The organism is Vagococcus allomyrinae, assembly GCF_017829975.1.
GTDB lineage: Bacteria > Bacillota > Bacilli > Lactobacillales > Vagococcaceae > Vagococcus_D > Vagococcus_D allomyrinae.
Genome location: NZ_JAEEGA010000023.1, coordinates 53,944 through 78,125, shown reverse-complemented (window position 1 = coordinate 78,125; position 24,182 = coordinate 53,944). Strand labels below are relative to the sequence as shown.

The window sequence follows — 24,182 nt, the reverse complement described above, 5'->3', positions numbered from 1 at the left end:
TTTATTTTTTCTACCTATATTATCTCAAATTGAACGGAAAAAGTCTGTAAAATCAAAAAAAAGTTGTATAAAACAGCTATCATTTTATACAACTTTAATTATTTAACTTTTTCAGCAGCCTCCTCACGAGCTTCTCTTGTTTTTTTGTCATTTTATTAATCGGATAGCAGGCCATTTTGTAAGAGGTGTTGCTTTTCCTTGAGGCTTAACAAATTTTGTCGGTATTCCTGAGCGTATAAAATCGAAAAAAGGGTGTCTAAAATATATTCAAAAGCGACTTGAGAAGAGAACGTCCCTATTTTAGCAAAATCGTACTCCTCTTGAATAGTGATCAGGGCCTTTTCGGCGAAAGGAAGCAAAGTGGATTGCTTATTACCAGTAAGTAAAATGGTGGGAATCTTTTCCTGATGGAAATGTTCCATGATGCGATCGTATTGTGGCACAATACCACTATAAGAAATGAAAAGAGCACAATCTTTTTTAGTTAAACTGGCAGCATTCCAATAACCATCAGAATACTCTTCCGCTAAAATATAAAATTTATTGATTTTAATTAGTTTATTTTGGAAACTACGGGCGCGAATTTGCGAGTCACCACGAGCAAAAAGAAAAACACGCTGAGCTTGAGCGAGAGTGGTGACGATTTGAGAGAGTAGCTCGTCGTTTAGTTGGGCGAAGGTCTTTTTTACAGTTTCTGTCGTTAAATCTGCCATTTTTTTGGCAATGGTCATAGGTGAATCTGCTTCATCAAACGGAAAGTTTGCGTTAACTTGTTCTGCCGTGTACAACTGGCTATGAACTAGTGTTGAAAGGGCGATTTTAAACTCACGAAAGCCGGTAAATCCAATCTTTTTACAAAGGCGAATAATGGCTGAATGGGAAGTGTAAGTCAGTTTGGCAAGATCCTCAATATAAATCGTCGAAATTTTTGAGGGATGTTGTAATATGTAGTCTGCAATTCGTTTTTCTGTTTGGGTGAAGTTGTGCTGATCTTTTAATTGATCCAGAACTAATAACAAATTAATCCCCTCCTAAAGTTTAAGTTTAACCGATTTTAAAGGGATTTGCCATTATTCTGAACATTATGTTCAAAAATTCACTTCGTTTTGGTAAAGTGTTGAAAAGTGTGACCAGTTTGTTACAAAAAGCTTGTTGGTGGTGGAAAGTGACTTATAATAGCAGTAAGACTTAATAATTGGAGGGGTCAATATGTTAACCATTGCTTATATCGCTAATGGAAAAAGCACTAACCGTTATCATTTACCATTTTCAACCAAATTACCGAACCACATCAAGGTGAAAACCATCTATTCTCGACGGGATAACCCCCTCTGGGACAAACTGGCTGGAGTGGTTTATACCAATGATCTAGACGTTGTTTTAAAGGACCCGGAGATTCAATTGGTGGTGGTGGCCACACCGAGTCACTTGCATTTTCAGTATGGCAAGATGGTCCTAGAACACGGCAAAAATGCACTGATAGAAAAGCCTTTTACTGAAACCTCAGCTGAGGCAAAGGAGCTATTTGCCCTAGCAAAAACCAAAGGGTTATTGATTCAGTGCTATCAAAATCGTCGTTTTGATTCTGATTTTTTAACCGTTCAAAAGGTGATTGAGAGCGGTGTTTTAGGGGATATTCTGGAAGTGGAGATGCACTACGATTATTTTAGACCAGAAGTTCCTGAAAGTGTAACAGAATACTCGCAAGTTAACAGTTATTTGTATGGCCATGGCTGTCATACAATCGATCAAGTTTTGTCCTATTTTGGTGACCCAGATGAGCTTCATTATGATGTCCGTCAGTTGCTTGGAAAGGGTCGCATGAATGACTATTTTGATTTGGATTTCTATTACGGTACGATGAAAGTCTCAGTTAAATCGAGTTATTTCCGTTTGAAAGAGCGGCCAAGTTTTGTAGTTTATGGAAAAAAAGGCTGTTTTGTTAAGCAAACAAAAGATCGTCAAGAAGAGCATTTGAAGTTATTTTATCTACCGGATCATGAAGATTTTGGTGTCGATTTACCTGAACATTATGGCATCTTAACCTATATCGATGAACAAGGCACCTACCATGAAGAGAAAGTTGTTTCGGAAGTAGGGGATTACAGCAGAGTGTATGAAGGGTTGTATCAATCGATCATTAACGGTAAAGATAAAATTGTCAAAGACGAAGAAACCATTCGCCAGTTGGAAATTTTGGAAGCTGGCAGCCAGTTAATGGCATAGAAACAAGTCGTTAGAGTGACGATTGGAAGAGATGGAGGATAAGGAAATGAAATTAGCTATTTTAGGTTCGGGAATGATTGTTCACGATTTTTTATCGATGGTGGAGCAGCTTCCTGATATTGAATTAAAAGCCATCGTTGGAACTGAACGCAGCCAAGAAAAGTTAGCAAACCTTCAAAAGGATTACCAAATTGAGCAGCGTTTTACTGACTTCAATGCTTGCTTAGCAGAGAGCCAGATTGACACCGTTTATGTGGCATTGCCTAATCATCTGCATTATGAATATGCCAAAAAAGCCTTGATGCATGGCAAACATGTTATCTGTGAAAAACCCTTCACATTAAGTCTCGATCAGTTTCTTGAATTGAAGGAGATCGCGCTAGCTAAAGAACTGGTTTTAGTTGAAGCAATTACCAATCAGTACTTAGCTAACTATCGTGAAATTAAAACTGGTTTAGCAGATTTAGGTGAGATCAAGATTATTGAATGTAATTATTCTCAATATTCATCACGCTACGATGCCTTTAAAGAAGGTACTATTTTACCAGCCTTTAACCCAAAAATGGGAGGTGGGGCTCTTATGGACATCAATATTTACAATATTCATTTTGCCATTGGACTTTTAGGTAAGCCCCAGGAGGTGCAATATGTGGCCAACATCGAAAAAGGGATCGATACTTCGGGCGTTTTGATTATGAATTATCCTGATACAAAAGTAGTTTGTATTGGAGCAAAAGATTCCACTTCAGCCATTCGCTCGACGATCCAAGGAAATCAAGGTGCCATTGTGGTCAATGGTGCGACCAACGTCATAGACAGTTTTGACAAGCAATTGAAAGGAGCGACCTCTCAATCCGTAGATGTAAAGGTTCATGCTCATCGAATGTTCGAAGAATTTAAAGAATTTACCAGAATGATCGCCGAACATGATATGGTTGCGGTCAAGACACAATTAATCCACAGTCAATCTGTGATGGAAGTACTGGTACAAGCCTTGGACTATGCAGGGATCGCTTTAGGCTAAAACCACTAATTAAAACCACCACTTGATGTATCATCAAGTGGTGGTTTTAATGGGTCTGCCTAGTAATCGAGTCATAAGCGTTTAATGGCAATGGTTTGTTGAAAAAAATTATGGCGTATTTCAGTTGAAAGGGTAATGGTTGGGTGCCGTTCAATAATTTTATTTAAAGAATAAAGACCTAAGCCATGTCCTGTTTGAAACTCTTTTTTCGTGGTATATTTTTTTTCAAATAACTTTTCTTTACTTAGAGACTCATCCTCGTAAGAATTGGACACCAGAAAAAATAATTCAGTGTCACTTTGCAATAAGCAGATATAGATACTTTTTTCGTTGCTTTTGCTAGCTGCTTCAATGGAATTATCCAGAACCACAGAGCACATTCGAATGAAATCAATTTTATCGATCAAAATATCTGTTACAGGGCGGGCAATTTCAATCACGATGGCAAGTCCGTTTCTTTCAGCCTGAAAAATTTTGGAAATAAACAGACTTTTAACTTCTGTTATTTTAATGCGATTCATTTTGGCGGCATTAGAATTATAGTGGCAAATAATCTTTTCTGTCGGGCGGATCGTTTCATTAAAGACTTGTTCGATTTTATCGATGTCTCTCTCATAAATACTTTCACCCAGCGACAATAAAATATTCAAGTAGTCGTGTTTGAATAATTCAAGGTCATCATGCATCGCTTCGAGTTCGGAGGTATAATCGACTAACGCCTCTTGTCTTTTTTTCTTTTCGCGATTTTTTTCAAAAAGCAACCCCATTGCTAGGGTGGCAACCGATAATACTAAGAAAAAAATTGCCAAAGCCAAGGTCAGTTTATTTTGTTTAGATTCCACGTTTAAGGTCGGACTGATTTCTTCTCGAAATGAGAGAAATAAAAAAAAAGCAGCCCCAATCAAGCTTAATAAAGCCGAATAACTAAAGGCTTTCAGATAGTTAAGCACATTCAAAATAGACGAAATAAAGTAGAAAATAACAAAAGTGATGACGATTGATAAAAGATGAAACGGAAAATTTACGGGGACAGATAAAAGTAAATTATAAATGGTGTAGCTCACCAAAGAAACGCTAAAAACAGAAATCACTGAAAAAAAGATCATCTTACTTAACCCTAGATACCGAGCATCTTGATAAATGTAGACAATCAGTGAGATGATAATGATGAAGTTGGACAAAAAAATTAATTGAGTAAAAGCACTGAGCATGACAATCAGTGTCACTAAGAAAGAAAAGCAAATCATGGAAAATTGGCTTTTCTTTCTTTCCGACAATATTAGATAGAAATAGGTTGAAGCGTATATTTGCATCGCGGACGCAGCAATTGTTTCTATCATCTTCTAGTGTTTAGTTGCTTGAGAACTTTTTGGTTTTTTTGGTTCATACATCAAGTAAGGCCAAGGGCATTTCAAGGTAAATGAATCTTTCGTGGCACCCCCAACTTGTGCTTCAATCCAGCGGTTCATTTTTCTGCTTAACAAATTTTTGATACGTTTCATTAAATACATCTCCTTCGATTAGTTTTTTAGTGAAAGGCAGGACCATCATAGCAGAAGCTATTACGCCTGTAAAAATTCCAATTCGTAACCAAGTAATATTAATTAATATAGAAAGGGCAGCCACTAAAAGAAAGCTAATCAACAGTCGTCTTTTGTGCTGCTTGTTTGTTAAATGACTGTCCAATGATTGTTCTGTTTTCTGGGGAGCGAATAGGATGAAAATAAGGAGTATCCCGCTATATATCAGTAACCATAAAATGGTGGGGAAAACTGATACATATCGCTCCGTGAGTAGGGGAATACCCACAAACAGAACAATACATTGAACACTACAGAGAAAGTTCGATTTTGCGTGCCATCCAAAAGCATGTCGTCGTAAGCAGAAGAAAACTAATTGGCTGATCACTGTCAAATAGAGGACATTGAAAATTATTCCACAAAACAAAACCAAAGCTGTTTTTAAGACATTTAACAATATAATTTCTATGAAATATCTGGTCCATTCAGCTTTTTCAGATTCGTCTTGTTGGTCAATATCAAAGATGTTTTCAGCTATTTTTGCGCTTAACCAAACATACATTTGTTACACCTACTCTCAAACTTACTAAAAAGAATTATATAGTTAATCTTGTCACAAGGTAAAGCGGAATAGCGCATTCGGTTCTTTAATCTGCTTATTCGGTCGTTTTGGTGGTTAGAAAATTGCGCCATTCCTCTGAAACCTTCTTTTTCATTCGTCTTGAAATGGGAATTTCAAACCCGCCATCCAAGTAAATAACATTTTTGCTTTTATCAATTTCACTAATGGCCGTGATATTGACAATATAAGATTGGTGGCACCTCACTAGTCGCTGGTCATTATTTTCAATATCAGCCAAAATGCCATAAAATTGAAAATCTCGGGTCGTGGTTTTTATAAGAATCCGATGACGATCCGAGGTTGTGATGTACCTTATTTCATTAAATGGCACTCTGATATCGGTAAATTTACTTTCGTAGAAAAACCAATCTTTATGCTGAACCGTTCTCTGAAAGGTATTGTTATATTTAAGTAAGCATCGTTCGATCTGCTTGATAAATGAATCGATATCCGAAGATTTGTCTATGAACGAAAGGACCGAAATCATGTATTGATAAGAAACCAGAGCCAGATTTGGGTGAGAACTGACGATTACAATTTCAGACTCTTCATCGACCTTTCTAATTTGCTTCGCAACCTCAAGTCCAGCGGTCGTGTCATTTTTGATATTTAAATCTAAGAAAAAGATGTTGTATTCGCCATTGTATTGAATGGCTTCTAACAATCGATTAACACTTGTTGTACTGATGATGGTACCATTGATGATGTGATTTTTTTTAACCAGTTTTTCAACTACTCGATGTAAAAATTCCTTTTGTTCGAAATTATCTTCAAGGATAAAAATCCCCATAGTTTTACCTCTCCTTATGTATTTTCACTCTGATGATCAGTGGAACAGTTTGTTCTTTTATTCGATCGTAAAATGAACTTTTTGTTCTTTTATTATTCCACTGAATTTAATTATACAATAAATTGATTCACATTGATAACAGATTAGGCAAAGAAATTGTCAGACAATTAAAATAATTTCATTACTATAAAAACTATATCATAATTCGATATTATTGAACAGGTTAGTTTTAGAGTGATTTTTATTTATAATAAAGAATATTAATTAGTGAAAATGGCGTTTCTTTATCTTTTATTTGGTTATTATTGGTTATTTATTGAATGTAAAACAGGAAATAGGGCTGTAAATTTGAATTAACCAAATAAGGCGTTTCGATATCCATTAATGTTTTTTTAATACACATATTTTTTTTTATAAGGTAAAGTGTATATTGTGTGAAGAGGCTCGTTTCTTTAAGGGTTATTTATTTAAACAGTGAATTGACAGGGTGAAATGTTTATTAAAAGGACGATAAATTGAAAAGAGGGATTATTATTTTATCAAAACATAATGGATATTCGTTGCTTAGGAAAAGGAATACCAAAAAAAAAATGTATTTCATTTTTAAACGGATGATGGACATTGTTTTATCTAGTTTAGCGTTGTGTATTTGCGCACCTCTTTTTTTTATTTTGGCTATGTTAATAAAATGGGATGATCCAAATGGAACTATCGTCTACTCGCAAATCAGAGTTGGAAAAAAGGGGAAATTGTTTAAAATGTATAAATTTCGAACGATGTGCCCAAATGCAGACAAACAATTATCTCAAATTGAAAAAGATAATGAAGTGACGGGACCGATGTTTAAAATAAAGGATGATCCTAGAATAACTAAGATAGGTAAATATTTGAGAAAATTTAGTCTCGACGAATTCCCTCAATTTTTTAATGTGTTAAAAGGCGACATGTCTTTAGTAGGCCCTAGACCACCTCTGGAGCGGGAAGTGGCGTTATATTCCGAGAGTGATTTTGATCGTTTGCAAATCAAACCAGGAATTACTGGTTTATGGCAGGTTAGCTTACGGAATGCCACAGGTTTTCAAGGTATGCTGGAATTAGATTTATTGTATATCAATAGCTTGTCCCTTAAAAATGACCTGTTGATTTTAGTTAGAACGGTCAAAGTGGTAATTTTACCAAACAATGCCTATTAGCAGAGAGGCGACCTACTTAAAAAGATAAAAATTTTAGTTAGTGAAAGGTTAGAAATTTATGCAAAATACTCACGGATTTGAATTGTTTTTTTCATTTATTAAAAGGTATATCGTCATCATTATCAGTTTAGCCCTTTTGGGAGGGATTATTGCAGGAGCTGTTACATTTTATCTGTTAACGCCTAAATATTCGTCTAGAGCACAAGTGTTAATCGCCTTACCAGAAAAAAATGACATCAGTGTCCAGATTGAAGAGGTCAATGTCAATTTACAAATGGTGGAAACATATAAATCACTGATTTTAGGTGATTTGGTTTTGGAACAAACCCAAGCTAAATTAGCAAATGAACAGCAAGTCCAGTTGACTGCTAAAGAACTTCTTAAGTCACTGCGGATTTCTCAAGATGAGAACTCGATGTTGTTAAACATTACAGCAACTTACACAAAGCCTCAAATTGCTGAACAAATTGCGACGGCGACCACTGAAGTTTTTCAAGAAATCTCAAAAGAAGTGATTCATTCGAATGAAATTATTATTATCTCAAAAGCAAAAGCCAATAACATCCCTATTTTCCCAAATAATCCACTGAATATTTTAATTGGGTTAATACTTGGTTTTATGTTCTCAATTGGCTGTGTGTTCTTTCACCATAAGTGGCAAAAAAATGAAGCTGATAAAAGCTCAAACACACTTCGCTATAATTATCGTGTTTTAAAGATGTTGGACAGTTAGAACGACGCTGATATCTTAAGATGTGCCGTTCAAAGACGTGATACTAGCAATGTTGATCACAATAAACATATGAAGGTGACAATCTATGAAGGAAAAGATTCGCGTGGCAATGATTATGGGAAAGATGGTTGGTGGTGGTGTTGAATCGGTCGTCTTAAATTATTATCGTTATATTAACCGCCAGCACATTCAATTTGATTTTTATATTGATGAAGACTCGACGATTGTTCCAGAAAAGGAAATTGAATCCTTGGGAGGGAAAGTGTTCCGCTTACCACCATACCAGCATTTATTTAGTTATTCTAAAAATTTGAAAGAATTATTAAAGCAAAATGAGTATGAAATTGTTCACTCTCATCTCAATACGCTCAGCGTTTTCCCCTTACGTGTTGCTAAACAATGCGGCGTTCCCGTAAGAATCGCCCATAATCACAGCACGTCTGCACCAGGAGAACACGTAAGCAATTTGATTAAGACTTGTTTAAAGCCACTATCTAAAATTTACCCAACTAATTTTGTTAGTCCGACCAAACATGCTGGGCAGTGGCTTTTTGGAGAAACGATCGCCAATAATGATTTGTTTATATTAAAAAACGCCATTGAAACGGAGAACTTCCTTTTTAATCAGGAGGTTAGGCAAGCCTTTCGCAAGAAGTTAGGCTATCAGCCTGATGATTTCGTAATTGGCAATATTGGCCGGTTGGTTTGGCAGAAAAATCAGGTCTTTGTCATTCAAGTTTTTGCAAAAGTCATTCAAGAAATCCCGAATGCCAAATTGTTAATCATTGGAGAAGGTCATTTGAAGGAGGAGCTTATGGCATTGGTTAAGCAATTAAATTTAACCGCTGCGGTAACTTTTATTCCCTATGTCAGTCACGTTGAAAATTACTTTCAAGCAATGGATTTGTTTTTATTTCCTTCTCATTATGAAGGCCTGGGGATGACGGTTATTGAGGCTCAGGTTTCTGGATTATTCGTATTAGGTTCAAGCGAACTTCCCAAAGACGTTGAATTAACGACTCAGTACAAAGCCCTAAACTTGTCTGCACCAGTGGAGGAGTGGGTCCAAGTCATCGTGGCAAACAGGTCTTATAAAAGGTGTGGTCAACGAGAAACCATCATCAACAATGGTTACGAAATATCTGTAGAGGCCAATCAATTAGAGAAATATTATATGCGATTTTACGAGAACGGAGATATGTAAGTGAGTAAACTTAAAGTAGTGATTATTACCTCTGGCTACTTGCCAATTCCAGCTGTCAAAGGGGGAGGCGTGGAGACGCTGATTGATTATCTCATAAGTGAAAATGAAACTCAGCAAGAACTTGAATTAACGGTGTTTAGTTCCTTTGATGAAGGGGCTGATCTTTCTGCTAAGAAGTTAACTAAATGCTCGCTCGTGTTTATAAAAACACCTGGTTTTATTCGCTTAAGCGATAAACTCGTCTATTGGTTTAGTCGGGTTGTCTTGCGAAAGGCCAATCCCTCTTCTTATCGCTATATTTTGCAACGGTTAGCTTATATTAGGAAGGTTGGCCACCAGCTAGCTACGAGGGATTTTGATCGGTTGATTTTGGAAAACAGCGCGACATTGTTTGGTGTCTTAAAAACCAAGCAAAATAGACTAAAATATCGCGGCAAATACTATTTTCATATGCACAATGAGGTGACCAATGATTTTGGGTATCAGGACGACATCGAAAAAGTTAACAAAGTACTTGGCGTCAGTCAATATATTAATTCCCAGATGCAGCAAAAATACCCTGAAATGAAAAAGGAACAATTCGCAGTATTAAAAAATGGGATTGATCCCTCACGCTTTTCAAGGGCGATGAGTGCTGAAGACAGGCAAACCCTACGGCAGCGCTACGGGATTTTAGAAACGGAAGTTGTCTTTATGTTTACCGGTAGAATAGCTGCTGAAAAGGGACTGTTAGAGGCTCTCCAAGCATTTGAAAAGGCCGAGCTGGTCAACGCTAAATTTTTAGTGATCGGCAGCACTTTTTTTAAGACCAATGTTAAAAGTAGTTATCATTTAAAAATCGAGGCCTTAGCAACGAAATTAAAGGACAGAGTGATTTTGGCGGGCTTTATTCCCAACGATCAATTAGGGGATTATTATGGCATTGCAGATGTCTGTGTTTTGCCGTCAATCTGGGATGAGCCAGCAGGATTGACGATGATTGAAGCGATCACGGCTGGTAAGGCGTTGGTTACGACAAATTCCGGGGGGATTCCTGAATACGTGCCCTCAGAAAGTGCCATCATCTTAGATAAAAATCAAGCTACTTTTTTTTCTGAGTTAACGGAAACCATGAAAGAGTTAGCTAAAGAGACCACTAAAAGAAACGCTTTGGAAGAACAGGCTATCAATCAAAGACAAAGCTATTCCACGGAAAAAATGTATCAGGATTTCGTGAAAATTATTGAATAGGGTGAAACGATGAACGGTATATTCGAATTTATTACAATGGCATTTCCAAAAGCCGGCCTGCAAGTGGGTGGGTTACCATTCACCTTAAATATGATCTTGTTTGGTGTTGTCATGTTGATTAATTTAAAGCAGATTCCGTCATTTCTCAATAGTTGGGGCGTTTTTTTAATTGCCTATTTCTTGTTTTTTTTCTTCACGACAGCCAGTTTATTAATCAACATTGCCGAACAACAATCCAGCTCATTGGACATTGCCATGATCATGGTGGTCCTTTTCAGCCCGTTAGCGGCAGTTCCAATTAGTCAATTGTCCCTTAGAAAAGCGATGGTGATCAACAGCAGTAGCGCCATAATCGTCGGAGGCTATATGATGGTGCAAAAAACTTTTGGTATCACTAAAACCGCTCTGGTAGGGTTAACTTATACCCTAGGTCAAGACCTGACTACCAAACCAATTGGCTACGCATCATCTGAAAATCTGTCCCATAAAATGCCATCCACTTATCAAAATGGCAATAGCAGTGGCTTATTTTTAGCGTCATCATTAGCATTATTATTAATTTGGCAACCAACTAAAAGATGTGACAAAGTATTGAAGTACAGCGGAATGATTTGCTGTATTATTGGTATTTTTCTCTGTGGGTCAAGAAGTATTTTATTTCCGATGGTGCCGCTATTCGCGATGATCGTGATTCAGTTATACAAACTTTATCAGCCGAGACAACGGCGACTGTTTTGGCTATTGATCTTTAGTGTTGGGTTGCTAAGTGTCGCTTATTTCACTTTTTTTGGTCAGGAAGTTTTAGCAACCTTTTATGATCGAGTGGTGATTCAAACCATTCAAAATCCTTCCTCTGATCGGTTCGCCCAATGGAAAATAATTGGCGAACAAATCTACCAATTGGATGCCGTCGGCGTGGTGCGACTTTTTTTGATTGGGTTAACTAATGACCTCTTTCAACTTGACGGCATGTTGAGGTTTTTAGCCATGAAAGGAATTATCGCTCAGTTATCCTTTTTGGTTGTATTGATTTATCCAATTCTGATGCTCTATAGAGACCCAAAAACGAAAATTGTCTCCTACGCCTTAATGGGTATATTCATTGCCTTTCTCATTGATATGAGTTTTTTCTATCTGCCTTGTGTGATGAATTATTTTATGGTTTATGAAATTGGTACCAAATTTCAACAGGAAATTGCGAGTAAACAGGAGGAAAAAAACTATGTTAGTATCACTTACTTCCAAAATAGTGAAACACGTTCGTCCTCTGACTAATATGATTTATAGTACCTTGTCTAACTTTTTTCTACTGGCAACCTTACAATTGATCATCTTGCCGATAATTGGGAAAAACGTTAATGCGGCAACGTTTGGGGAAATATCTGCCTTGTACAGCATTAATACTGTGGTTTTTTTGTCATTTGGTGGCAGTTTAGGCACCTTAAGAATTGTAGAGAAAAGTTATGCTGGTGAAAATTTTGTTAAACTGGCAGCAGTGACAACTAGTTTGGCAATCATGGTTTCGCTGCCTTTATTTATCTTTTATGGGCATACGTTATCCAAACTGGACATTCTGCTCTATGTGTTGACAACCGGACTCGCCAGTTATCGCAATTATTCTAACGCGATTTTCAGGTTAAATTTGCAATTTAATAAAGATTTTATGGCTAATCTCTCTACGTGTGTCGGTTATTTATTAGGTACGGTCATTTTTGTGCTTAACATCGGTTCCTGGGTGTTGATCTTTTTGCTTGGAGAGTTGTTCTATTTAGGGTACTTATCGCGATGTAGCTCCATATTGAAAGAAAAGAACATCAATGATGGCAACTATTTCAGAATTGTCAAAGAATATCTGCCGATTTTCTGCTCAACCTTGCTCGGATCGCTAATCAATAATTTAGATCGCTTTCTCTTATTGCCTTTGTTAGGTCCTGTTTCGACCGCTATCTTTTTCGCAGCCAGTTCCGTTTCTAAAATTTTAAATTTTATTACGACGCCTTTAGGGCATGTCCTGTTATCTCAGATTGTGGCAAATGATCGAATGTTTTCCAAACGAACGATCATCAAGCTCCAAGTCAGCGGATTTGTTGCTGCTATTTTGCTGAGTTTTCCTTTATTTATCATCAGTAAATATGCGATGTATGTCTTATACCATAAATATTTTCAATTAACGGAAAACCTCAACTTGTTATTAGGAGTGGTTGTCTTTGGCACATTGTTGTTATCGGTCTCCAGTCTGTTAAACACCTTTTATTTGTTTTATTTTAACATGAAACTACAAATGTTTATCCAAGCTGCCTATTGCTTTGTATACGTATTAATCTCTGTTCTTTTTATCTCAAAGTGGCAATTCACTGGCTTTATTTTCGCTTACGGAATTGCTAGTTTTATTCGCTATTTATTGCTGTTTATGGCAACCTTCGTCGCAGTTCCTAAAAAAGATCATCTATGAGTCAAACACGTTCACTCGGCTGATTTCATAAAAAGGTAGTCAAGGGTCAGGGCCTGAGACTGCCTTTTTTACTCTACAGGAAAGTATAAAAACTTTCTCTATATCGTAGTTCGGATCCAGCTTCACGAGGCACCACTACGCTTCGCTTCGATCTCAACAAATTCTAAGTGCTCTTCGATGTCCCTTGTTTCTAATTGCTAAAGCAATAAGAACAACGGCTCTTCGACCTTCAATGCTCGACGCTTCAGCGTATAGCAATTGATGAGATCGGAATGCAGAGCCATTATTCTTACAAATTTATTTGTTAGAGACAAGGGACAACGAAGTAAAGTACTAAGCTTTGAAGGTCGAAGCGCAGCGTAGTAGCATCACTTAACTATTTTGCTATTTTTCTTTCAGGGCTGATCACCTCGTTTAGCTTTTCTTAGTATCGGACTTGCAAGGAAGTCAAAAAGATGATATATTACAAAAGGTAAAACGTAATTATTACGATTTGTAAGTTTGGAGGAATAAAATGGCAAAAAAGTCAAAGCTAGTTAAAATGCAACGGCAAAGGGTGATGGTGGCAAAATACGCAGTCATACGCCAAGAGCTAAAAGAGAAAAAAGATTATCAGGCCTTAGCTCAGTTGCCTAAAGAGTCTCATCCGAATCGGCTAAGACATCGTGATTTAATAGATGGTCGTCCTCGCGGCTATATGAGAAAATTCGGACTTTCGCGAATATCATTTCGAGAATTAGCTCATCAGGGTCGTCTTCCAGGAATTCGCAAGGCCAGTTGGTAACCCAATACTAAGACAGGAGGAGAAACATGGAGAAGATCGATATTTCAAGTGCTTATCGACGGTTAAAAAGCCCTAATATTAAAACTCGAAAGCGCGCATTAAAAATAATTAAAGCCCATAAACGAAAAAATAATGGAAAGTACTAGCTAGTTTTGCCCGTTTAGACCATCTGGGTAATGCTTTAAAGTTGTAGGACTTGTGGAAAAGGAAGGCGATAATCAGCAAAAGTGGCTTCTTTTTCAAATCCGCAGGTCCCCTACAACTTTAACGCCACGGGATTAGTTCGTGGCGTTTTCCGATCATATTAAGACTGACCCAGTGGAGAGGTTTGTAGGCTCAGTACCAGGCTGACTCAGGCCGTTTGCCTGAGCTATAGCTAAGTGGGGTCCTCGTAAAGTGGTGGCTGAAATGACGGCTAACAATGTTCATCTGGAGAGATCCATGGTAAAATGAAAGTACCAAAGTTTTTTTCCTAGACAGTTCCTATTAAATAATGACGATTAATTGTTAAGCTTTCAGCTAAAAAAGCTGAAAGCACCATATTCTGCTCGTCATTATGTGGATAATCTAGTGGAACTATCTATCTATTTATTTCGCACGATGTTGATAGTTTTTCGCACATAATGACCAAGTGACTGGCTAATCTGTCATGACTATCTAACTAATTGTGAATAAAGTAACTTAATTGCCATGAAAGGAAGAAGATCGAATGAAAAGAGTAGTATTAGGCGTTACTGGGAGTATAGCCGCTTTTAAAGCAGCCAGTATTGCCAGTGGCTTAAAAAAGCGTGGCGTTGAAGTTCATGTAGTGATGACGGAAAGTAGTACCCATTTTATTACGCCTCTCACCATGCAAATCCTATCAGAACAACCTGTTCACTTAGATGTTATGGCGGAGCCAATAGCTGGCAGAATCAACCATATCGATTTGGCTCAACAAGCAGATCTGGTGTTAATAGCACCAGCAACAGCAAATATAATTGGTAAACTAGCCAATGGGATTGGCGATGAGATGCTGTCGACGATTTGCTTAGCTGTGCCTCAGGAGGTGCCTAAATTGATCGCCCCAGCCATGAACACCAAGATGTATCTGCAACCAGTCGTTCAGGAAAACTTGGCAAAAATAGCTGGCTATGGCTATGCTGAAATTAAACCGGTTTCCCAAATGCTGGCTTGTGGTGATGTGGGAATTGGGGCTTTAGCGCCAGTTGAAGAGATTGTTGAAGAAGTTATGGTTCGCCTGGCATAAGGTTAAATAGGCCGATCGCCGATGATAACAGTTAAACCAAAATTATACTTAAAAGGAGCAAACAATGACAAATCAAAAAGAAATCGTAATTGAGGCATTAAACGAAATGGGGATTGACTACCGTCAAGTATCTCATGAGGCTGTTTATACAATAGAAGAGATGACTGATATTCCCTTGGAAAAAGGCGAGGTCATCGCGAAAAATCTCTTCGTCCGAGATGCCCGCGGGAAAAATCATTTTCTACTTTGTTTACCAGGGGACAAACAAGTAAATTTAAAAGAAATTCGAACCAAAATTGGTTCGACTGCCCTTTCATTTGCTTCTGAAGATCGCTTGCAGACTCACTTAGGATTAGAAAAAGGGGCAGTTACGCCATTTGGAGTCATTAATAATAGCGACAACAAAGTCAAAGTCTATCTTGATAAAGAGTTAGAAGGAGCCACTGCCATCGGTTTTCATCCAAATGATAATACTGCCACCCTTTTTTTAAGTTTAGCTGATGTGGCAGACTTTATCAAAGCCCAAGGCAATTCTGTCAGCGTCTTATCTTTATAGTAGTCAGAGCTAAAGCCGATGCTGGATATTTATAATGATAAGAGAGAAAAAACTGGCCGTTTTTTTTCTCGAGGACAGCAGCTAGGCGCAGGTGACTATCAATTAGCTGCCAGTGTGGCCTTGATCAACGATCGTTCCCAATGCTTATTGACAAGAAGGCACCCAATGAAAAAAATGGGATTGATGTGGGAGTTGCCTGGGGGAGCTGTTGAACTTGCTGAAACGAGTCAGAGAGCTGCCATTCGCGAAATTCAAGAAGAAGTTGGTTATCTGATTACGCAACCTTTAGGGTTACTAGGAACCACTCGTTACGATGAGCTAGCACTCTTAACTGATGTCTTTATCCATTACACGGAGGTTGAACTTGAGACCTTAGTTCTTCAACAAGACGAAGTAGTGGAGGCTAGGTGTTGTTCCTTTGACTTAATCGCCCAAATGAATGAAGCTGGTCAGGTGACGCCTTTTGATTGGCTAGCCTGTCAAATGGTCAAGGAACACTTAAAGGATAGGGCTTTTAGTCAAAAATGAGTTGAGTTAAAATTGAGCTAACTAAAAGAACTCCCAGTTAAGCGAAAGCTTTTCCGGAGTTCTTTTAGCATTAGATAAAATAGTCGTTGGCTTCCTGATAGCTTAAAACGTTAGTTAGAAGTGGCTCAAAGTGAGTTGCTTTTGTGTCATTGGCTAGCTTGATCAGATTTGTTAAAGCCTGTCTAGCTGGAGCAGACCCAGTGCTTAATCGTTTGACGCCTAATTGGTTTAGGCGCTGAACATCATCGCTAGTGTCAGACAAGATGATATTGAGAGGCCCAGGGATTTCATTGGCCAGGATTTCAATTGTCTGGTAGGATAAGCGGCCTGGCACAAAAACGCAGTCAGCTCCCCACTCAAGAAAGTGATGGCCGTTTTCAATCGCCATTTTAAGCTTTTCTTGCTCAGTTCCAAGATTGTGCCAATAACAGTCTGTTCGGGCATTGATCACAAAATTTATCCCTAGTTCTTGTTTTAAGGTTGCGAGTGCTTGGATTTTTTCTTTTAGTACCTGAGGGGCGTCAACAGTTTTATTGGCTAAACCATCCTCTAGATTAAAGCCCACGGCTCCAGCTTGTAGCAATTTTCTAGCATTAGCTTGAACAACCTCAGGAGATTCACCATAACCTCTTTCAAAGTCCACCGACAATGGCACAGTAATGCGTGAGGTGATTTGATTAACGACCCAGAGTAGGGTGTCAAAGGCTAGTTCTTCACCATCGTCATAGCCTAAAGCAAAAGCAATCCCAGCGCTAGTGGTAGCCAAAGCTGAAAAGCCGCTCTTTTCAAATATTTTAGCACTTCCGCCATTCCAGACGTTGGGCAAGACAAACATGTCTTGATTCTGGTGTAAGTTGTAAAAGCGTTGTGCAAGTTGCGGTTGATAGGTCATTAGAGGCGCCTCTTTTCTTTTAAGTGTTAACATAATCGTAACATAGGGAGCTAACGATAACCATGAAAGTTTCACACAATGAGTGATGATAGCTTGTTCATAATCAGAGGGCGTTACAACTGTTAGCAGGTGGCTGCCTTAAGATCAGGAGAACAGCAAGCGTTCGCGTTCTAAACGCTAAAAAAACCTCAGCCAACTTTCTGAAACAGTTTCTGCTATTATAATTAAGTCATCTTTTGTATAATGGAGTTAGCAATCAAACTAAGAAAGGGTGGCGGGCAATGGTGCAAATTAACTTAGTAGAGCCGACCACTCATCATCAAAAAGCTATCACAGCGTTTAAAGAAGCTTTTCCTGCTGGTCAAAAGGAGATCCAAGGATCATCAGAATTAGTAGCTGCTGGTGATATTGGAAAATGGCTTGATCAAATAGTCAAGAATAAGCAGTGGGAAACAATTCAAGACGGCTGGGTCCCAGGGATTCAGTACCTGGCGATAAATCAGCAGGCCATTGTTGTGGGCATGTTAAGTTTGCGCCTTTCCTTAAATGACTATTTGTTTAATTATGGGGGGCACATTGGCTATTCAGTTCGACCAGATCAGCGAAATAAAGGCTATGCCTCTGAGATGTTAAAACTGGCATTAACTGAGGCTAAAGGATTGGGATTAGCCAACGTGTTAGTCACTTGTGCAGACGATAATCACGCCTCAGCTAAGGTGATTGAAAATAATCATGGCAGACTGGCAGACAAACGGGTAGATCAGCAAGAGCAAAAAATCATTAGACGATATTGGCTAACTTGTTAGGAGTGAAAATGATGGTAAAAAAAACAGCCAACGAAAAACTATTTGGTTCAAAAGATCTGCCAAAATTGGTGGATTTAAGGGAAAAACCAGATGCGATGAAACGCCTAAAAGGGAGGATCATGCTAGTTGCCTCCCCGCTGCAGTACAATCAGTTGATGGCTGAAGTACCTGTGGGTAAGGTGCTGACGATTGACCGAATGCGGGAATATTTGGCTCAAGAGGCCGCAGCAGATGTAACCTGTCCAATGACAGCTGGCATCTTTACCAACATCTGCGCTCATGCAAGTCAGGAGAGAGAAACTGACCAGATTCCTTGGTGGCGAACGCTAAAAAAAGCTGGTGAGTTAAATGATAAATACCCAGGCGGCATAGAGGAACAAAAGAGATTGCTGGAGATGGAAGGTCATTCTGTGCAAAAAAAAGGTAAACGGCTTTTTGTGGAAATTAATAAGGTTGCATTGTATGATTTAACGATGTAGGTCCTTTTAAATGGTCACAACCAATCATTATGTTGATAAGCCATTGGCACTATGTTATTCAGTCTATAGAAAACTACTTCAAATCGGGGAGAGGTCTGAGCATGAAATTTCGGAGAGCACAAAAAAGCGAATTATCAGCGGTGATTAATCTATTTTCAGAGTCGTTTAAAGATTACCCACTCATGACATTGTTTTCTTCTGAACAAAGGGATAGCACTCCTTTTGTAACAGAATTGTACAAGGTTAATACGAGGGTCCATTTCCGAAAACATCTCTGCTTTATCGGTGAATTAGAAGGCCAGGTCGTTGTGGCTGCGCTATTAAAAAAGAAAAACACTTCGGAAATTGGGTTCCTTGATTATGCTATCTCAGGAGGGTGGCGCCTAATTAAGCATCTTGGCCTATCTGATTTTCTGACGTTTTTAAAAGTCAACGAAGAAATGGGAATGGCCTGTCGGCAACTGAACTCCACCTCATGGTACTTGGACTCGTTAGCTGTTGATCAGCGCCAACAAGGCAAACATTTAGGCAGTAAGATTATCAATCAGTGTCTCATCCCTTATATCGCCCAAAACGATGGCGGCTTGCTGACCTTGGTGACGAATACCGAGCGAAATCGTCAGTTTTATTTAAAAAATGGCTTTAAGGAGTTTTCGAACGCCCATATCAAAGTTGGCGAACAACAGCTTGCTAATTTTAGTTTTAAACGCCTGATTCAACAAAATAAATAAACAGAGAGACAACGCTAAATCGTTTGGCTCTCTGTTTTATGGCCTTATTTGATACGTTTTATCCTTGTGTTGTTTTTGAGGTTTGTTTTTCTTTAAACTAGTTCGCAATAAACGACTGATCTTGGCATATTGTTTTAATTGCCGGTTGGTTTTTGGGGAAAGATAAACGCGTTTGATGATCGGAATGTTAATTATTGAACGGAATAACGCTTTTTTATCGCGATAAATATAAGATTCAATGTTAATTCGATACCTAAAGCCCCAAGTTTGCTCCGGAAAGCGTTTTTTATATTGAGCCCAATGGTACTCGAGATGTTTCATTGAACGAACAAGCTTCCGAAACTCTTTTTGTTTCATTAACATTACAATCACTTCCTATATAATTTGATTATATAAGGGCTCTCAAACAAAAGCAATGACAACCCCTTAAGGCACCGATTAATTTATTAATAATAGACTTAAAAGAACAGAACGTCTATTTTAAAAATGTAAATTGAAAAAGATAGCTCAGTTTCTGGCGTATTTCTGAAACATCTTGACTTTCTTTCTTTTATTCTATATATTAGTATTTAATGAGAATTTGATTAATCTTAATAATGTAAAAACAATGAAAAGAAGAGCATAGAATGACGCTTTAACAGAGAGTCTCGGCAGCTGAAAAGAGATAGAGTATCCCATTCTGGTAGATGGACTTTGAGTAGAGTTAGCGAGCAATTTGTCAGCTAATTACGGAGCGCCCGTTATCGCGAGACAGTCATGGACTGTTTAAGGTTAGGCTTGCGAGAGTCTAACAAATTAAGGTGGTAACACGAATAGTTTACAACACGCTTTCGTCCTTATAGTGATTTCACTATGGATGAAGGCTATTTTTATACATAAAATTGGAGGAATGAATAATGAAAAAATGGAAAAAAGTGACGCTTGCCGTCTCAGCTTGTGTCTTAGTATTAAGTTTAGCCGCTTGCGGTAAAAAGGAAGAAGGAGCTAAGAAAGAAACGGCAAGCGAAACAAAAGAAATCGTTGTCGGCGTTGCCCCTGGGCCATATGGTGACATGGTCACAGATGTTATTGGGCCATTGTTGAAAGAAAAAGGCTATACCGTTACAACTAAATTGTTTAATGACTATGTTCAACCGAATAAAGCGTTGGCAGCAAAGCAAATCGATGCTAATTTATTTCAACACACTGCATACTTAGAAAAATTTTCTGCGGACAATGAGTTAGAGTTGACTGCCGTTGGTCAGGTGCCAACTTTAGGAATGGGCATTTATTCCAAGGACTTAAAACAATTAAGTGATCTGCCCGATGGCGGGAAAGTTTCGATTGCCAATGATGCCTCAAATCTAGCGCGAACATTGCAATTATTGCAAGCCAATGAGTTGATTACGATCAACGCCGATATTGATGAGACAAAAGCCACGGTTAACGATATTGCAGAAAATGCTAAAAACTTGGATTTTAAACCACTGGATGCCGCCCAACTAGCTCGTTCGCTAGACAATGTGGACATTGCTTTAGTGCCAGGTAATTTTTCTTGGGCAGCAGAGTTAAAACCAGCAGATGCCTTAGCTTTAGAAAAATTGCAGGAAAAATATAAAAATGTGGTGGCCCTTCGAACAGAAGATAAAGACTCTGATTTAGGAAAAGCCTTTGCAGAAGTCTTAACCAGTGACGAGTTTAAAGCGGCTATTGCAAAGTCAGAGTTCAAAGATTTTGATCAACCAGAATCCTGGAAGTAGAGGGAGAGGAATAAGCCAATGAGTACAATTGAGTTAAAAAATGTGTCTGTTCAATTCAAACAAAAAAAGCGACAAATCACAGCCGTCAACCAGGTGTCCTTAAAAGTGGAAAAAGGCGAGATTTTTGGCATTGTCGGCTTAAGTGGTGCTGGCAAAAGTACCGTTGTCCGAACCATGAACTTGCTGCAAGTGCCAACAAGCGGTCAGGTGTTAATTGACGGCCAAGATATTACCGCAGCTAAAGGGCAAGCTTTGGGGGAGATTCGCAAAAGAGTTGGGATGATTTTTCAACATTTTAATCTCATTAGTAATCGAACCATTGGCGACAATATTCTCTTCGCTTTAAAAGCTGCCAATTACCCGAAAGAGCAGCGTCAAGAACGAGTGAAAGAACTTCTGGAACTAGTTGATTTGAGTGACAAGATTGCTGATTATCCAGCAAATCTGTCTGGTGGTCAAAAGCAACGAGTGGGCATTGCGAGAGCCTTGGCTAACAAGCCAGATATTTTATTATGTGACGAAGCGACCAGTGCTTTAGATGTAGAAACCACAGAAGAGATCATTAACTTATTGGAAAAGATTAATCAGGAACTAAATTTAACGATTGTTTTTATCACCCACCAGATGGAAGTGGCCAAGCGACTGTTTCACCGCTTGGCGGTTATGCAAAATGGCGAGATTGTGGAACAAAATCGAACATTTGAGATTTTCGGTAAACCACAACATGAATTTACCCAAAAATTGGTGGGACGTCACATGAACTTAGTGATTCCCCAAGAATTAGTGCAGAAATTTCGGACAGGTGTTTTATTGGAACTAACCTATCTGGATGATAATGCTTTAGAGCCCCTGATAGCGAATGTTTCTCGCCAGATTCCCGTCTTGGTCAGCATTACTCATGGGAAAATTGAGTACATTCAAGGAAAGGCTATCGGACGGTTGATTATTCATGTTGACGGAGAACCTGAGGAGATCAAACGGGCCATTGAGATGATCCAAGGACAGGTTGACACATTGAAGCTAGTCGGAGAGGAGGAAGGATCATGACGGAAACATGGCAAATCATTCAGCAGGAATTACCAAAAGCTTTAGGTCAAACGGCGCAAATGGTCGTGATTGCCACATTGATTGCCTTAGTTTTGGGTGGCGGACTCGGCTTATTGTTGTACTATACTAGTCACCCACTCTTTATGAAGCAAGGCGTGCTGTACACCATCATGAGCTTTCTTGTCAATGCTATTCGCTCATTGCCATTTCTAATTCTAATGGTGGTCTTAATCCCGTTGGCCACCTTTGTTGTCGGTGACCCATATACACCTGCTGGTGGCACAGTCTCCCTGACAATTGCTGCGATTCCATTTTTTGCCAGAATTGCTGAAGGGGCCTTTGCTGAAGTCGATCATGGTGTTTTAGAAGCGGCCATCGCAACTGGTGCTAGCAAGTCATTGATATTTCGCGAGGTTATTTTCCCCGAAAGCTTGCCTAGCCTGATTAGAGGCGTGGTATTAACGATCATTAGTTTAATCGGCTATTCTGCTATGGTGGGAACCATTGGCGCTGGGGGCATTGGCGATCTGGCCATTCAATATGGTTATTATCGTTATGAAACAGGTGTCTTAGTGGTTGTGATCATTCTCTTGATCGTCATTGTTCAATTGATTCAATGGATTGGCGATCTCTTTGCAAAACGGGCATTGAAACGATAATACACGAGCTTTCTGTCGGTAATCCTTATGATAAGGTCCCGCCGGAAAGCTTTTTAAAGAGTGAGGAGCAATTTAAATGAAACGGCTAATAGAAATTTGTGGAAAAGAACGAGTGACCGCGCCAGAATTGATTCCTCAGGAATACCTGGTAGACTCAGTGACGGGAAGACAAGGGGAGGCGTACGCCTTAGTCTTTCCTTTATCAACTGAAGAAGTTGTTGAATTAGTGGTGTACGCTCAACTGGCAGATCTGAGTATCATTCCGCGAGGGGCAGGAACAGGCTTAACTGGTGCCACATTACCTGTTAGCTCAGAACTGTTAATCGATTTTTCGCTGATGAATCAGATTTTGGGCTTTGATAAGGAAACTTTGACCTTAAAGGTGCAGCCGGGTGTGACCTTGGCTGACATTCAAGCTTATGTTTCTCAGGAAGGGTATTTTTATCCCCCAGATCCAGGTTCCAAAGACGCGACTATCGGAGGAACTGTGGCAACCAATGCCGGCGGGATGAGAGCCGTTAAATACGGGGTGACACGAGACTATGTTCGTGCACTGGAAGTCGTTCTCTTAAGTGGGGAGGTGTTACCCGTTGGCAGTATCACTGAGAAAAACAGCTCCGGATACGATCTAAAAGACTTGTTTATCGGATCAGAAGGTACCTTGGGCATCATTACGGAAATTCAGTTAAAAGTGATTGTGCCTCCTGTGACCAGTCAATCGGTGTTAATTGCTTTTGATCAGCTTGCAGATGTTTCTAAGACAGTCCTAGCTATATTATCAAGCCATGTGGAACCGACTGCTTTGGAACTTTTTGAAAAAGAAGGCATGGCTTACAGTGAAAAAGATTTAGGCTTGAAATTACCTTTGGACTCAGGGGCTGCCTATTTATTGCTAACGGTTGATGGGCAAGACCCTAAAGAAATAATTGCTCGTTACCAAACAGCGATTCGACTTGCAGAAACACATGGTGGAATTGACAGTTTGGTTTTGACTGCCGAAACAGCTGTACAAGTTTGGCAATTGCGGGGAAATATCGTGGCGGGAATAGAAGCAGTTAGTCAGCAAGAGCCACTAGATGTGGTTGTCCCATTAAACAGAATGACAGAAACCATCGACTTTATGAAGGCGCTGGGCCAACGTTACCATTTACCGACGGTCTGTTTCGGTCATGCTGGTGATGGTAACATTCACGGCTGTATCATGCGTCAACATTTATCAGCCGCAGAATGGGAAAAACGCTTGTCCCAGCTATTAAGTGAGTTATATCATTTTATTTCTGATCAACAAGGTCTTCCTTCAGCAGAACACGGCATTGGTTTATTGAAGAAAGAGTATTTTTTAAAAGAAGCAAATCCGGTTTACGTGAAATATTTACGGCAGGTTAAGCAGGTCTTTGATCCTGATAATCGCTTAAACCCGACGAAACTATTTTAAGAGAAAGCGATCGGCTGCGAAGCTGATCGTTTTTTTACGCTATCGGAAAGTATAAGACTTTCCGATAGCGTAGTTTGGCTCCAGTTTCAGGCCCTATTTAGCTTTTCTTGTATTGAACTATATTTATAAAAATGTGTATAAAAATAAACGGATATTTTATAACGGTATATTTTTAATTTGTGCAACTATTCATTTTATCTCAATTACATTCAAAGCTTTTGTTGTTCATATAATAGTGAGTTTACGTGGTAATGTTTAGCAAGATAAAAATAACGAAAAAAAT

26 protein-coding genes are annotated in these 24,182 nt (G+C 38.8%); 20 read left to right on the top strand and 6 right to left on the bottom strand.

Annotated elements, in window-relative coordinates:
• Positions 1-155 precede the first annotated feature (155 nt).
• Positions 156-1,019 carry a MurR/RpiR family transcriptional regulator gene (locus tag I6N95_RS24740; protein WP_209532518.1) on the bottom strand — a complete coding sequence of 288 codons (864 nt, stop codon included), beginning with the start codon at positions 1,017-1,019 and terminating at the stop codon, positions 156-158.
• Between the two features lie 190 nt (positions 1,020-1,209).
• Between I6N95_RS24740 and I6N95_RS24735 the strand changes: the two genes are divergently transcribed.
• Positions 1,210-2,226, top strand: coding sequence for a Gfo/Idh/MocA family oxidoreductase (locus I6N95_RS24735; protein ID WP_209532516.1), 1,017 nt, complete (start codon positions 1,210-1,212; stop codon positions 2,224-2,226).
• A 46-nt stretch (positions 2,227-2,272) separates the two neighbouring features.
• Positions 2,273-3,250: a Gfo/Idh/MocA family protein gene (locus I6N95_RS24730; protein WP_209532514.1), complete on the top strand. Its 978-nt coding sequence runs from the start codon at positions 2,273-2,275 to the stop codon at positions 3,248-3,250.
• 71 nt (positions 3,251-3,321) lie between these two features.
• On the opposite strand, the gene I6N95_RS24725 is transcribed toward I6N95_RS24730, so the two are convergent.
• The 3 genes from I6N95_RS24725 to I6N95_RS24715 form a co-directional block, all read right to left on the bottom strand.
• Positions 3,322-4,590, bottom strand: a complete 1,269-nt coding sequence (locus I6N95_RS24725; RefSeq protein ID WP_209532512.1) for a GHKL domain-containing protein — start codon at positions 4,588-4,590, stop codon at positions 3,322-3,324.
• Between the two features lie 112 nt (positions 4,591-4,702).
• Complete coding sequence (locus tag I6N95_RS24720) at positions 4,703-5,332, bottom strand: accessory gene regulator B family protein (protein WP_209532510.1); 630 nt, start codon at positions 5,330-5,332, stop codon at positions 4,703-4,705.
• Positions 5,333-5,426: 94 nt separating this feature from the next.
• A complete protein-coding gene (locus I6N95_RS24715) occupies positions 5,427-6,182 on the bottom strand; it encodes a LytR/AlgR family response regulator transcription factor (protein ID WP_209532508.1) in 756 nt (251 codons plus the stop codon).
• Positions 6,183-6,772: 590 nt separating this feature from the next.
• Here I6N95_RS24715 and I6N95_RS24710 point away from each other — a divergent pair.
• The 11 genes from I6N95_RS24710 to I6N95_RS24660 all read left to right on the top strand — a co-directional run bounded on the left by I6N95_RS24710 (position 6,773) and on the right by I6N95_RS24660 (position 16,111).
• Complete coding sequence (locus I6N95_RS24710) at positions 6,773-7,375, top strand: sugar transferase (RefSeq protein ID WP_209532506.1); 603 nt, start codon at positions 6,773-6,775, stop codon at positions 7,373-7,375.
• 58 nt (positions 7,376-7,433) lie between these two features.
• Positions 7,434-8,108, top strand: coding sequence for a YveK family protein (locus I6N95_RS24705; RefSeq protein ID WP_209532504.1), 675 nt, complete (start codon positions 7,434-7,436; stop codon positions 8,106-8,108).
• A gap of 85 nt (positions 8,109-8,193) precedes the next feature.
• Positions 8,194-9,312, top strand: a complete 1,119-nt coding sequence (locus tag I6N95_RS24700) for a glycosyltransferase (RefSeq protein WP_209532502.1) — start codon at positions 8,194-8,196, stop codon at positions 9,310-9,312.
• Positions 9,313-10,542 (top strand): glycosyltransferase family 4 protein, encoded by a 1,230-nt coding sequence (locus I6N95_RS27775; RefSeq protein ID WP_209532500.1) that lies wholly within the window; start codon positions 9,313-9,315, stop codon positions 10,540-10,542. It begins immediately after the preceding gene.
• A gap of 9 nt (positions 10,543-10,551) precedes the next feature.
• On the top strand, positions 10,552-11,817 hold the full coding sequence (locus I6N95_RS24690) for a hypothetical protein (protein WP_209532498.1): 1,266 nt from the start codon (positions 10,552-10,554) through the stop codon (positions 11,815-11,817).
• The gene (locus tag I6N95_RS24685; protein WP_209532496.1) at positions 11,765-12,994 is read left to right on the top strand and encodes a lipopolysaccharide biosynthesis protein; all 1,230 of its coding nucleotides are present in this window, start codon (positions 11,765-11,767) and stop codon (positions 12,992-12,994) included. The genes I6N95_RS24690 and I6N95_RS24685 overlap by 53 nt, the downstream gene beginning before the upstream one ends.
• A 514-nt stretch (positions 12,995-13,508) precedes the next feature.
• The gene (gene rpsN / locus I6N95_RS24680; RefSeq protein ID WP_209532495.1) at positions 13,509-13,778 is read left to right on the top strand and encodes a 30S ribosomal protein S14; all 270 of its coding nucleotides are present in this window, start codon (positions 13,509-13,511) and stop codon (positions 13,776-13,778) included.
• 26 nt (positions 13,779-13,804) lie between these two features.
• Positions 13,805-13,924: a putative metal homeostasis protein gene (locus I6N95_RS24675; RefSeq protein WP_209532493.1), complete on the top strand. Its 120-nt coding sequence runs from the start codon at positions 13,805-13,807 to the stop codon at positions 13,922-13,924.
• A gap of 563 nt (positions 13,925-14,487) precedes the next feature.
• Positions 14,488-15,027 carry a flavoprotein gene (locus I6N95_RS24670; RefSeq protein WP_209532492.1) on the top strand — a complete coding sequence of 180 codons (540 nt, stop codon included), beginning with the start codon at positions 14,488-14,490 and terminating at the stop codon, positions 15,025-15,027.
• A gap of 64 nt (positions 15,028-15,091) precedes the next feature.
• Positions 15,092-15,583, top strand: coding sequence for a prolyl-tRNA synthetase associated domain-containing protein (locus I6N95_RS24665; RefSeq protein WP_209532491.1), 492 nt, complete (start codon positions 15,092-15,094; stop codon positions 15,581-15,583).
• An 18-nt stretch (positions 15,584-15,601) separates the two neighbouring features.
• Complete coding sequence (locus tag I6N95_RS24660; protein ID WP_209532490.1) at positions 15,602-16,111, top strand: NUDIX domain-containing protein; 510 nt, start codon at positions 15,602-15,604, stop codon at positions 16,109-16,111.
• A gap of 70 nt (positions 16,112-16,181) precedes the next feature.
• On the opposite strand, the gene I6N95_RS24655 is transcribed toward I6N95_RS24660, so the two are convergent.
• On the bottom strand, positions 16,182-17,003 hold the full coding sequence (locus tag I6N95_RS24655) for an isocitrate lyase/PEP mutase family protein (protein WP_209532489.1): 822 nt from the start codon (positions 17,001-17,003) through the stop codon (positions 16,182-16,184).
• A 281-nt stretch (positions 17,004-17,284) separates the two neighbouring features.
• Here I6N95_RS24655 and I6N95_RS24650 point away from each other — a divergent pair, with 281 nt between their 5' ends.
• The 3 genes from I6N95_RS24650 to I6N95_RS24640 all read left to right on the top strand — a co-directional run bounded on the left by I6N95_RS24650 (position 17,285) and on the right by I6N95_RS24640 (position 19,019).
• On the top strand, positions 17,285-17,809 hold the full coding sequence (locus tag I6N95_RS24650; RefSeq protein WP_209532488.1) for a GNAT family N-acetyltransferase: 525 nt from the start codon (positions 17,285-17,287) through the stop codon (positions 17,807-17,809).
• Positions 17,810-17,820: 11 nt separating this feature from the next.
• Positions 17,821-18,288 carry an MGMT family protein gene (locus I6N95_RS24645; RefSeq protein ID WP_209532487.1) on the top strand — a complete coding sequence of 156 codons (468 nt, stop codon included), beginning with the start codon at positions 17,821-17,823 and terminating at the stop codon, positions 18,286-18,288.
• A 101-nt stretch (positions 18,289-18,389) separates the two neighbouring features.
• Positions 18,390-19,019: a GNAT family N-acetyltransferase gene (locus I6N95_RS24640; RefSeq protein ID WP_209532485.1), complete on the top strand. Its 630-nt coding sequence runs from the start codon at positions 18,390-18,392 to the stop codon at positions 19,017-19,019.
• 36 nt (positions 19,020-19,055) lie between these two features.
• Here I6N95_RS24640 and I6N95_RS24635 read toward each other — a convergent pair whose 3' ends face one another.
• Positions 19,056-19,382, bottom strand: coding sequence for a hypothetical protein (locus I6N95_RS24635; RefSeq protein ID WP_209532483.1), 327 nt, complete (start codon positions 19,380-19,382; stop codon positions 19,056-19,058).
• A gap of 533 nt (positions 19,383-19,915) precedes the next feature.
• Between I6N95_RS24635 and I6N95_RS24630 the strand changes: the two genes are divergently transcribed.
• The 4 genes from I6N95_RS24630 to I6N95_RS24615 all read left to right on the top strand — a co-directional run bounded on the left by I6N95_RS24630 (position 19,916) and on the right by I6N95_RS24615 (position 23,899).
• Positions 19,916-20,758 (top strand): MetQ/NlpA family ABC transporter substrate-binding protein, encoded by an 843-nt coding sequence (locus I6N95_RS24630; protein WP_209532481.1) that lies wholly within the window; start codon positions 19,916-19,918, stop codon positions 20,756-20,758.
• 18 nt (positions 20,759-20,776) lie between these two features.
• Positions 20,777-21,805, top strand: a complete 1,029-nt coding sequence (locus I6N95_RS24625; RefSeq protein ID WP_209532479.1) for a methionine ABC transporter ATP-binding protein — start codon at positions 20,777-20,779, stop codon at positions 21,803-21,805.
• Entirely contained in the window at positions 21,802-22,464 is a 663-nt protein-coding gene (locus tag I6N95_RS24620) for a methionine ABC transporter permease (protein ID WP_209532476.1), read from the top strand. The genes I6N95_RS24625 and I6N95_RS24620 overlap by 4 nt, the downstream gene beginning before the upstream one ends.
• 76 nt (positions 22,465-22,540) lie before the next feature.
• The gene (locus tag I6N95_RS24615) at positions 22,541-23,899 is read left to right on the top strand and encodes an FAD-binding oxidoreductase (RefSeq protein ID WP_209532474.1); all 1,359 of its coding nucleotides are present in this window, start codon (positions 22,541-22,543) and stop codon (positions 23,897-23,899) included.
• Positions 23,900-24,182: the final 283 nt, after the last annotated feature.

What these genes read in the sequence shown, in the direction of transcription:
- I6N95_RS24685 (WP_209532496.1), top strand. Translation starts at nt 11,765, where the DNA reads ATGTTAGTATCACTTACTTCCAAAATAGTGAAACACGTTCGTCCTCTG.
- I6N95_RS24665 (WP_209532491.1), top strand. Translation starts at nt 15,092, where the DNA reads ATGACAAATCAAAAAGAAATCGTAATTGAGGCATTAAACGAAATGGGG.
- I6N95_RS24720 (WP_209532510.1), bottom strand. Translation starts at nt 5,332, where the DNA reads ATGTATGTTTGGTTAAGCGCAAAAATAGCTGAAAACATCTTTGATATT.
- I6N95_RS24630 (WP_209532481.1), top strand. Translation starts at nt 19,916, where the DNA reads ATGAAAAAATGGAAAAAAGTGACGCTTGCCGTCTCAGCTTGTGTCTTA.
- I6N95_RS24660 (WP_209532490.1), top strand. Translation starts at nt 15,602, where the DNA reads ATGCTGGATATTTATAATGATAAGAGAGAAAAAACTGGCCGTTTTTTT.
- I6N95_RS24670 (WP_209532492.1), top strand. Translation starts at nt 14,488, where the DNA reads ATGAAAAGAGTAGTATTAGGCGTTACTGGGAGTATAGCCGCTTTTAAA.
- I6N95_RS24620 (WP_209532476.1), top strand. Translation starts at nt 21,802, where the DNA reads ATGACGGAAACATGGCAAATCATTCAGCAGGAATTACCAAAAGCTTTA.
- I6N95_RS24675 (WP_209532493.1), top strand. Translation starts at nt 13,805, where the DNA reads ATGGAGAAGATCGATATTTCAAGTGCTTATCGACGGTTAAAAAGCCCT.
- I6N95_RS24690 (WP_209532498.1), top strand. Translation starts at nt 10,552, where the DNA reads ATGAACGGTATATTCGAATTTATTACAATGGCATTTCCAAAAGCCGGC.
- I6N95_RS24645 (WP_209532487.1), top strand. Translation starts at nt 17,821, where the DNA reads ATGGTAAAAAAAACAGCCAACGAAAAACTATTTGGTTCAAAAGATCTG.
- I6N95_RS24735 (WP_209532516.1), top strand. Translation starts at nt 1,210, where the DNA reads ATGTTAACCATTGCTTATATCGCTAATGGAAAAAGCACTAACCGTTAT.
- I6N95_RS24625 (WP_209532479.1), top strand. Translation starts at nt 20,777, where the DNA reads ATGAGTACAATTGAGTTAAAAAATGTGTCTGTTCAATTCAAACAAAAA.
- I6N95_RS24715 (WP_209532508.1), bottom strand. Translation starts at nt 6,182, where the DNA reads ATGGGGATTTTTATCCTTGAAGATAATTTCGAACAAAAGGAATTTTTA.
- I6N95_RS24705 (WP_209532504.1), top strand. Translation starts at nt 7,434, where the DNA reads ATGCAAAATACTCACGGATTTGAATTGTTTTTTTCATTTATTAAAAGG.
- I6N95_RS24700 (WP_209532502.1), top strand. Translation starts at nt 8,194, where the DNA reads ATGAAGGAAAAGATTCGCGTGGCAATGATTATGGGAAAGATGGTTGGT.
- I6N95_RS24640 (WP_209532485.1), top strand. Translation starts at nt 18,390, where the DNA reads ATGAAATTTCGGAGAGCACAAAAAAGCGAATTATCAGCGGTGATTAAT.
- I6N95_RS24615 (WP_209532474.1), top strand. Translation starts at nt 22,541, where the DNA reads ATGAAACGGCTAATAGAAATTTGTGGAAAAGAACGAGTGACCGCGCCA.
- rpsN (WP_209532495.1), top strand. Translation starts at nt 13,509, where the DNA reads ATGGCAAAAAAGTCAAAGCTAGTTAAAATGCAACGGCAAAGGGTGATG.
- I6N95_RS24725 (WP_209532512.1), bottom strand. Translation starts at nt 4,590, where the DNA reads ATGATAGAAACAATTGCTGCGTCCGCGATGCAAATATACGCTTCAACC.
- I6N95_RS24655 (WP_209532489.1), bottom strand. Translation starts at nt 17,003, where the DNA reads ATGACCTATCAACCGCAACTTGCACAACGCTTTTACAACTTACACCAG.
- I6N95_RS24650 (WP_209532488.1), top strand. Translation starts at nt 17,285, where the DNA reads ATGGTGCAAATTAACTTAGTAGAGCCGACCACTCATCATCAAAAAGCT.
- I6N95_RS24635 (WP_209532483.1), bottom strand. Translation starts at nt 19,382, where the DNA reads ATGTTAATGAAACAAAAAGAGTTTCGGAAGCTTGTTCGTTCAATGAAA.
- I6N95_RS24730 (WP_209532514.1), top strand. Translation starts at nt 2,273, where the DNA reads ATGAAATTAGCTATTTTAGGTTCGGGAATGATTGTTCACGATTTTTTA.
- I6N95_RS24710 (WP_209532506.1), top strand. Translation starts at nt 6,773, where the DNA reads ATGTATTTCATTTTTAAACGGATGATGGACATTGTTTTATCTAGTTTA.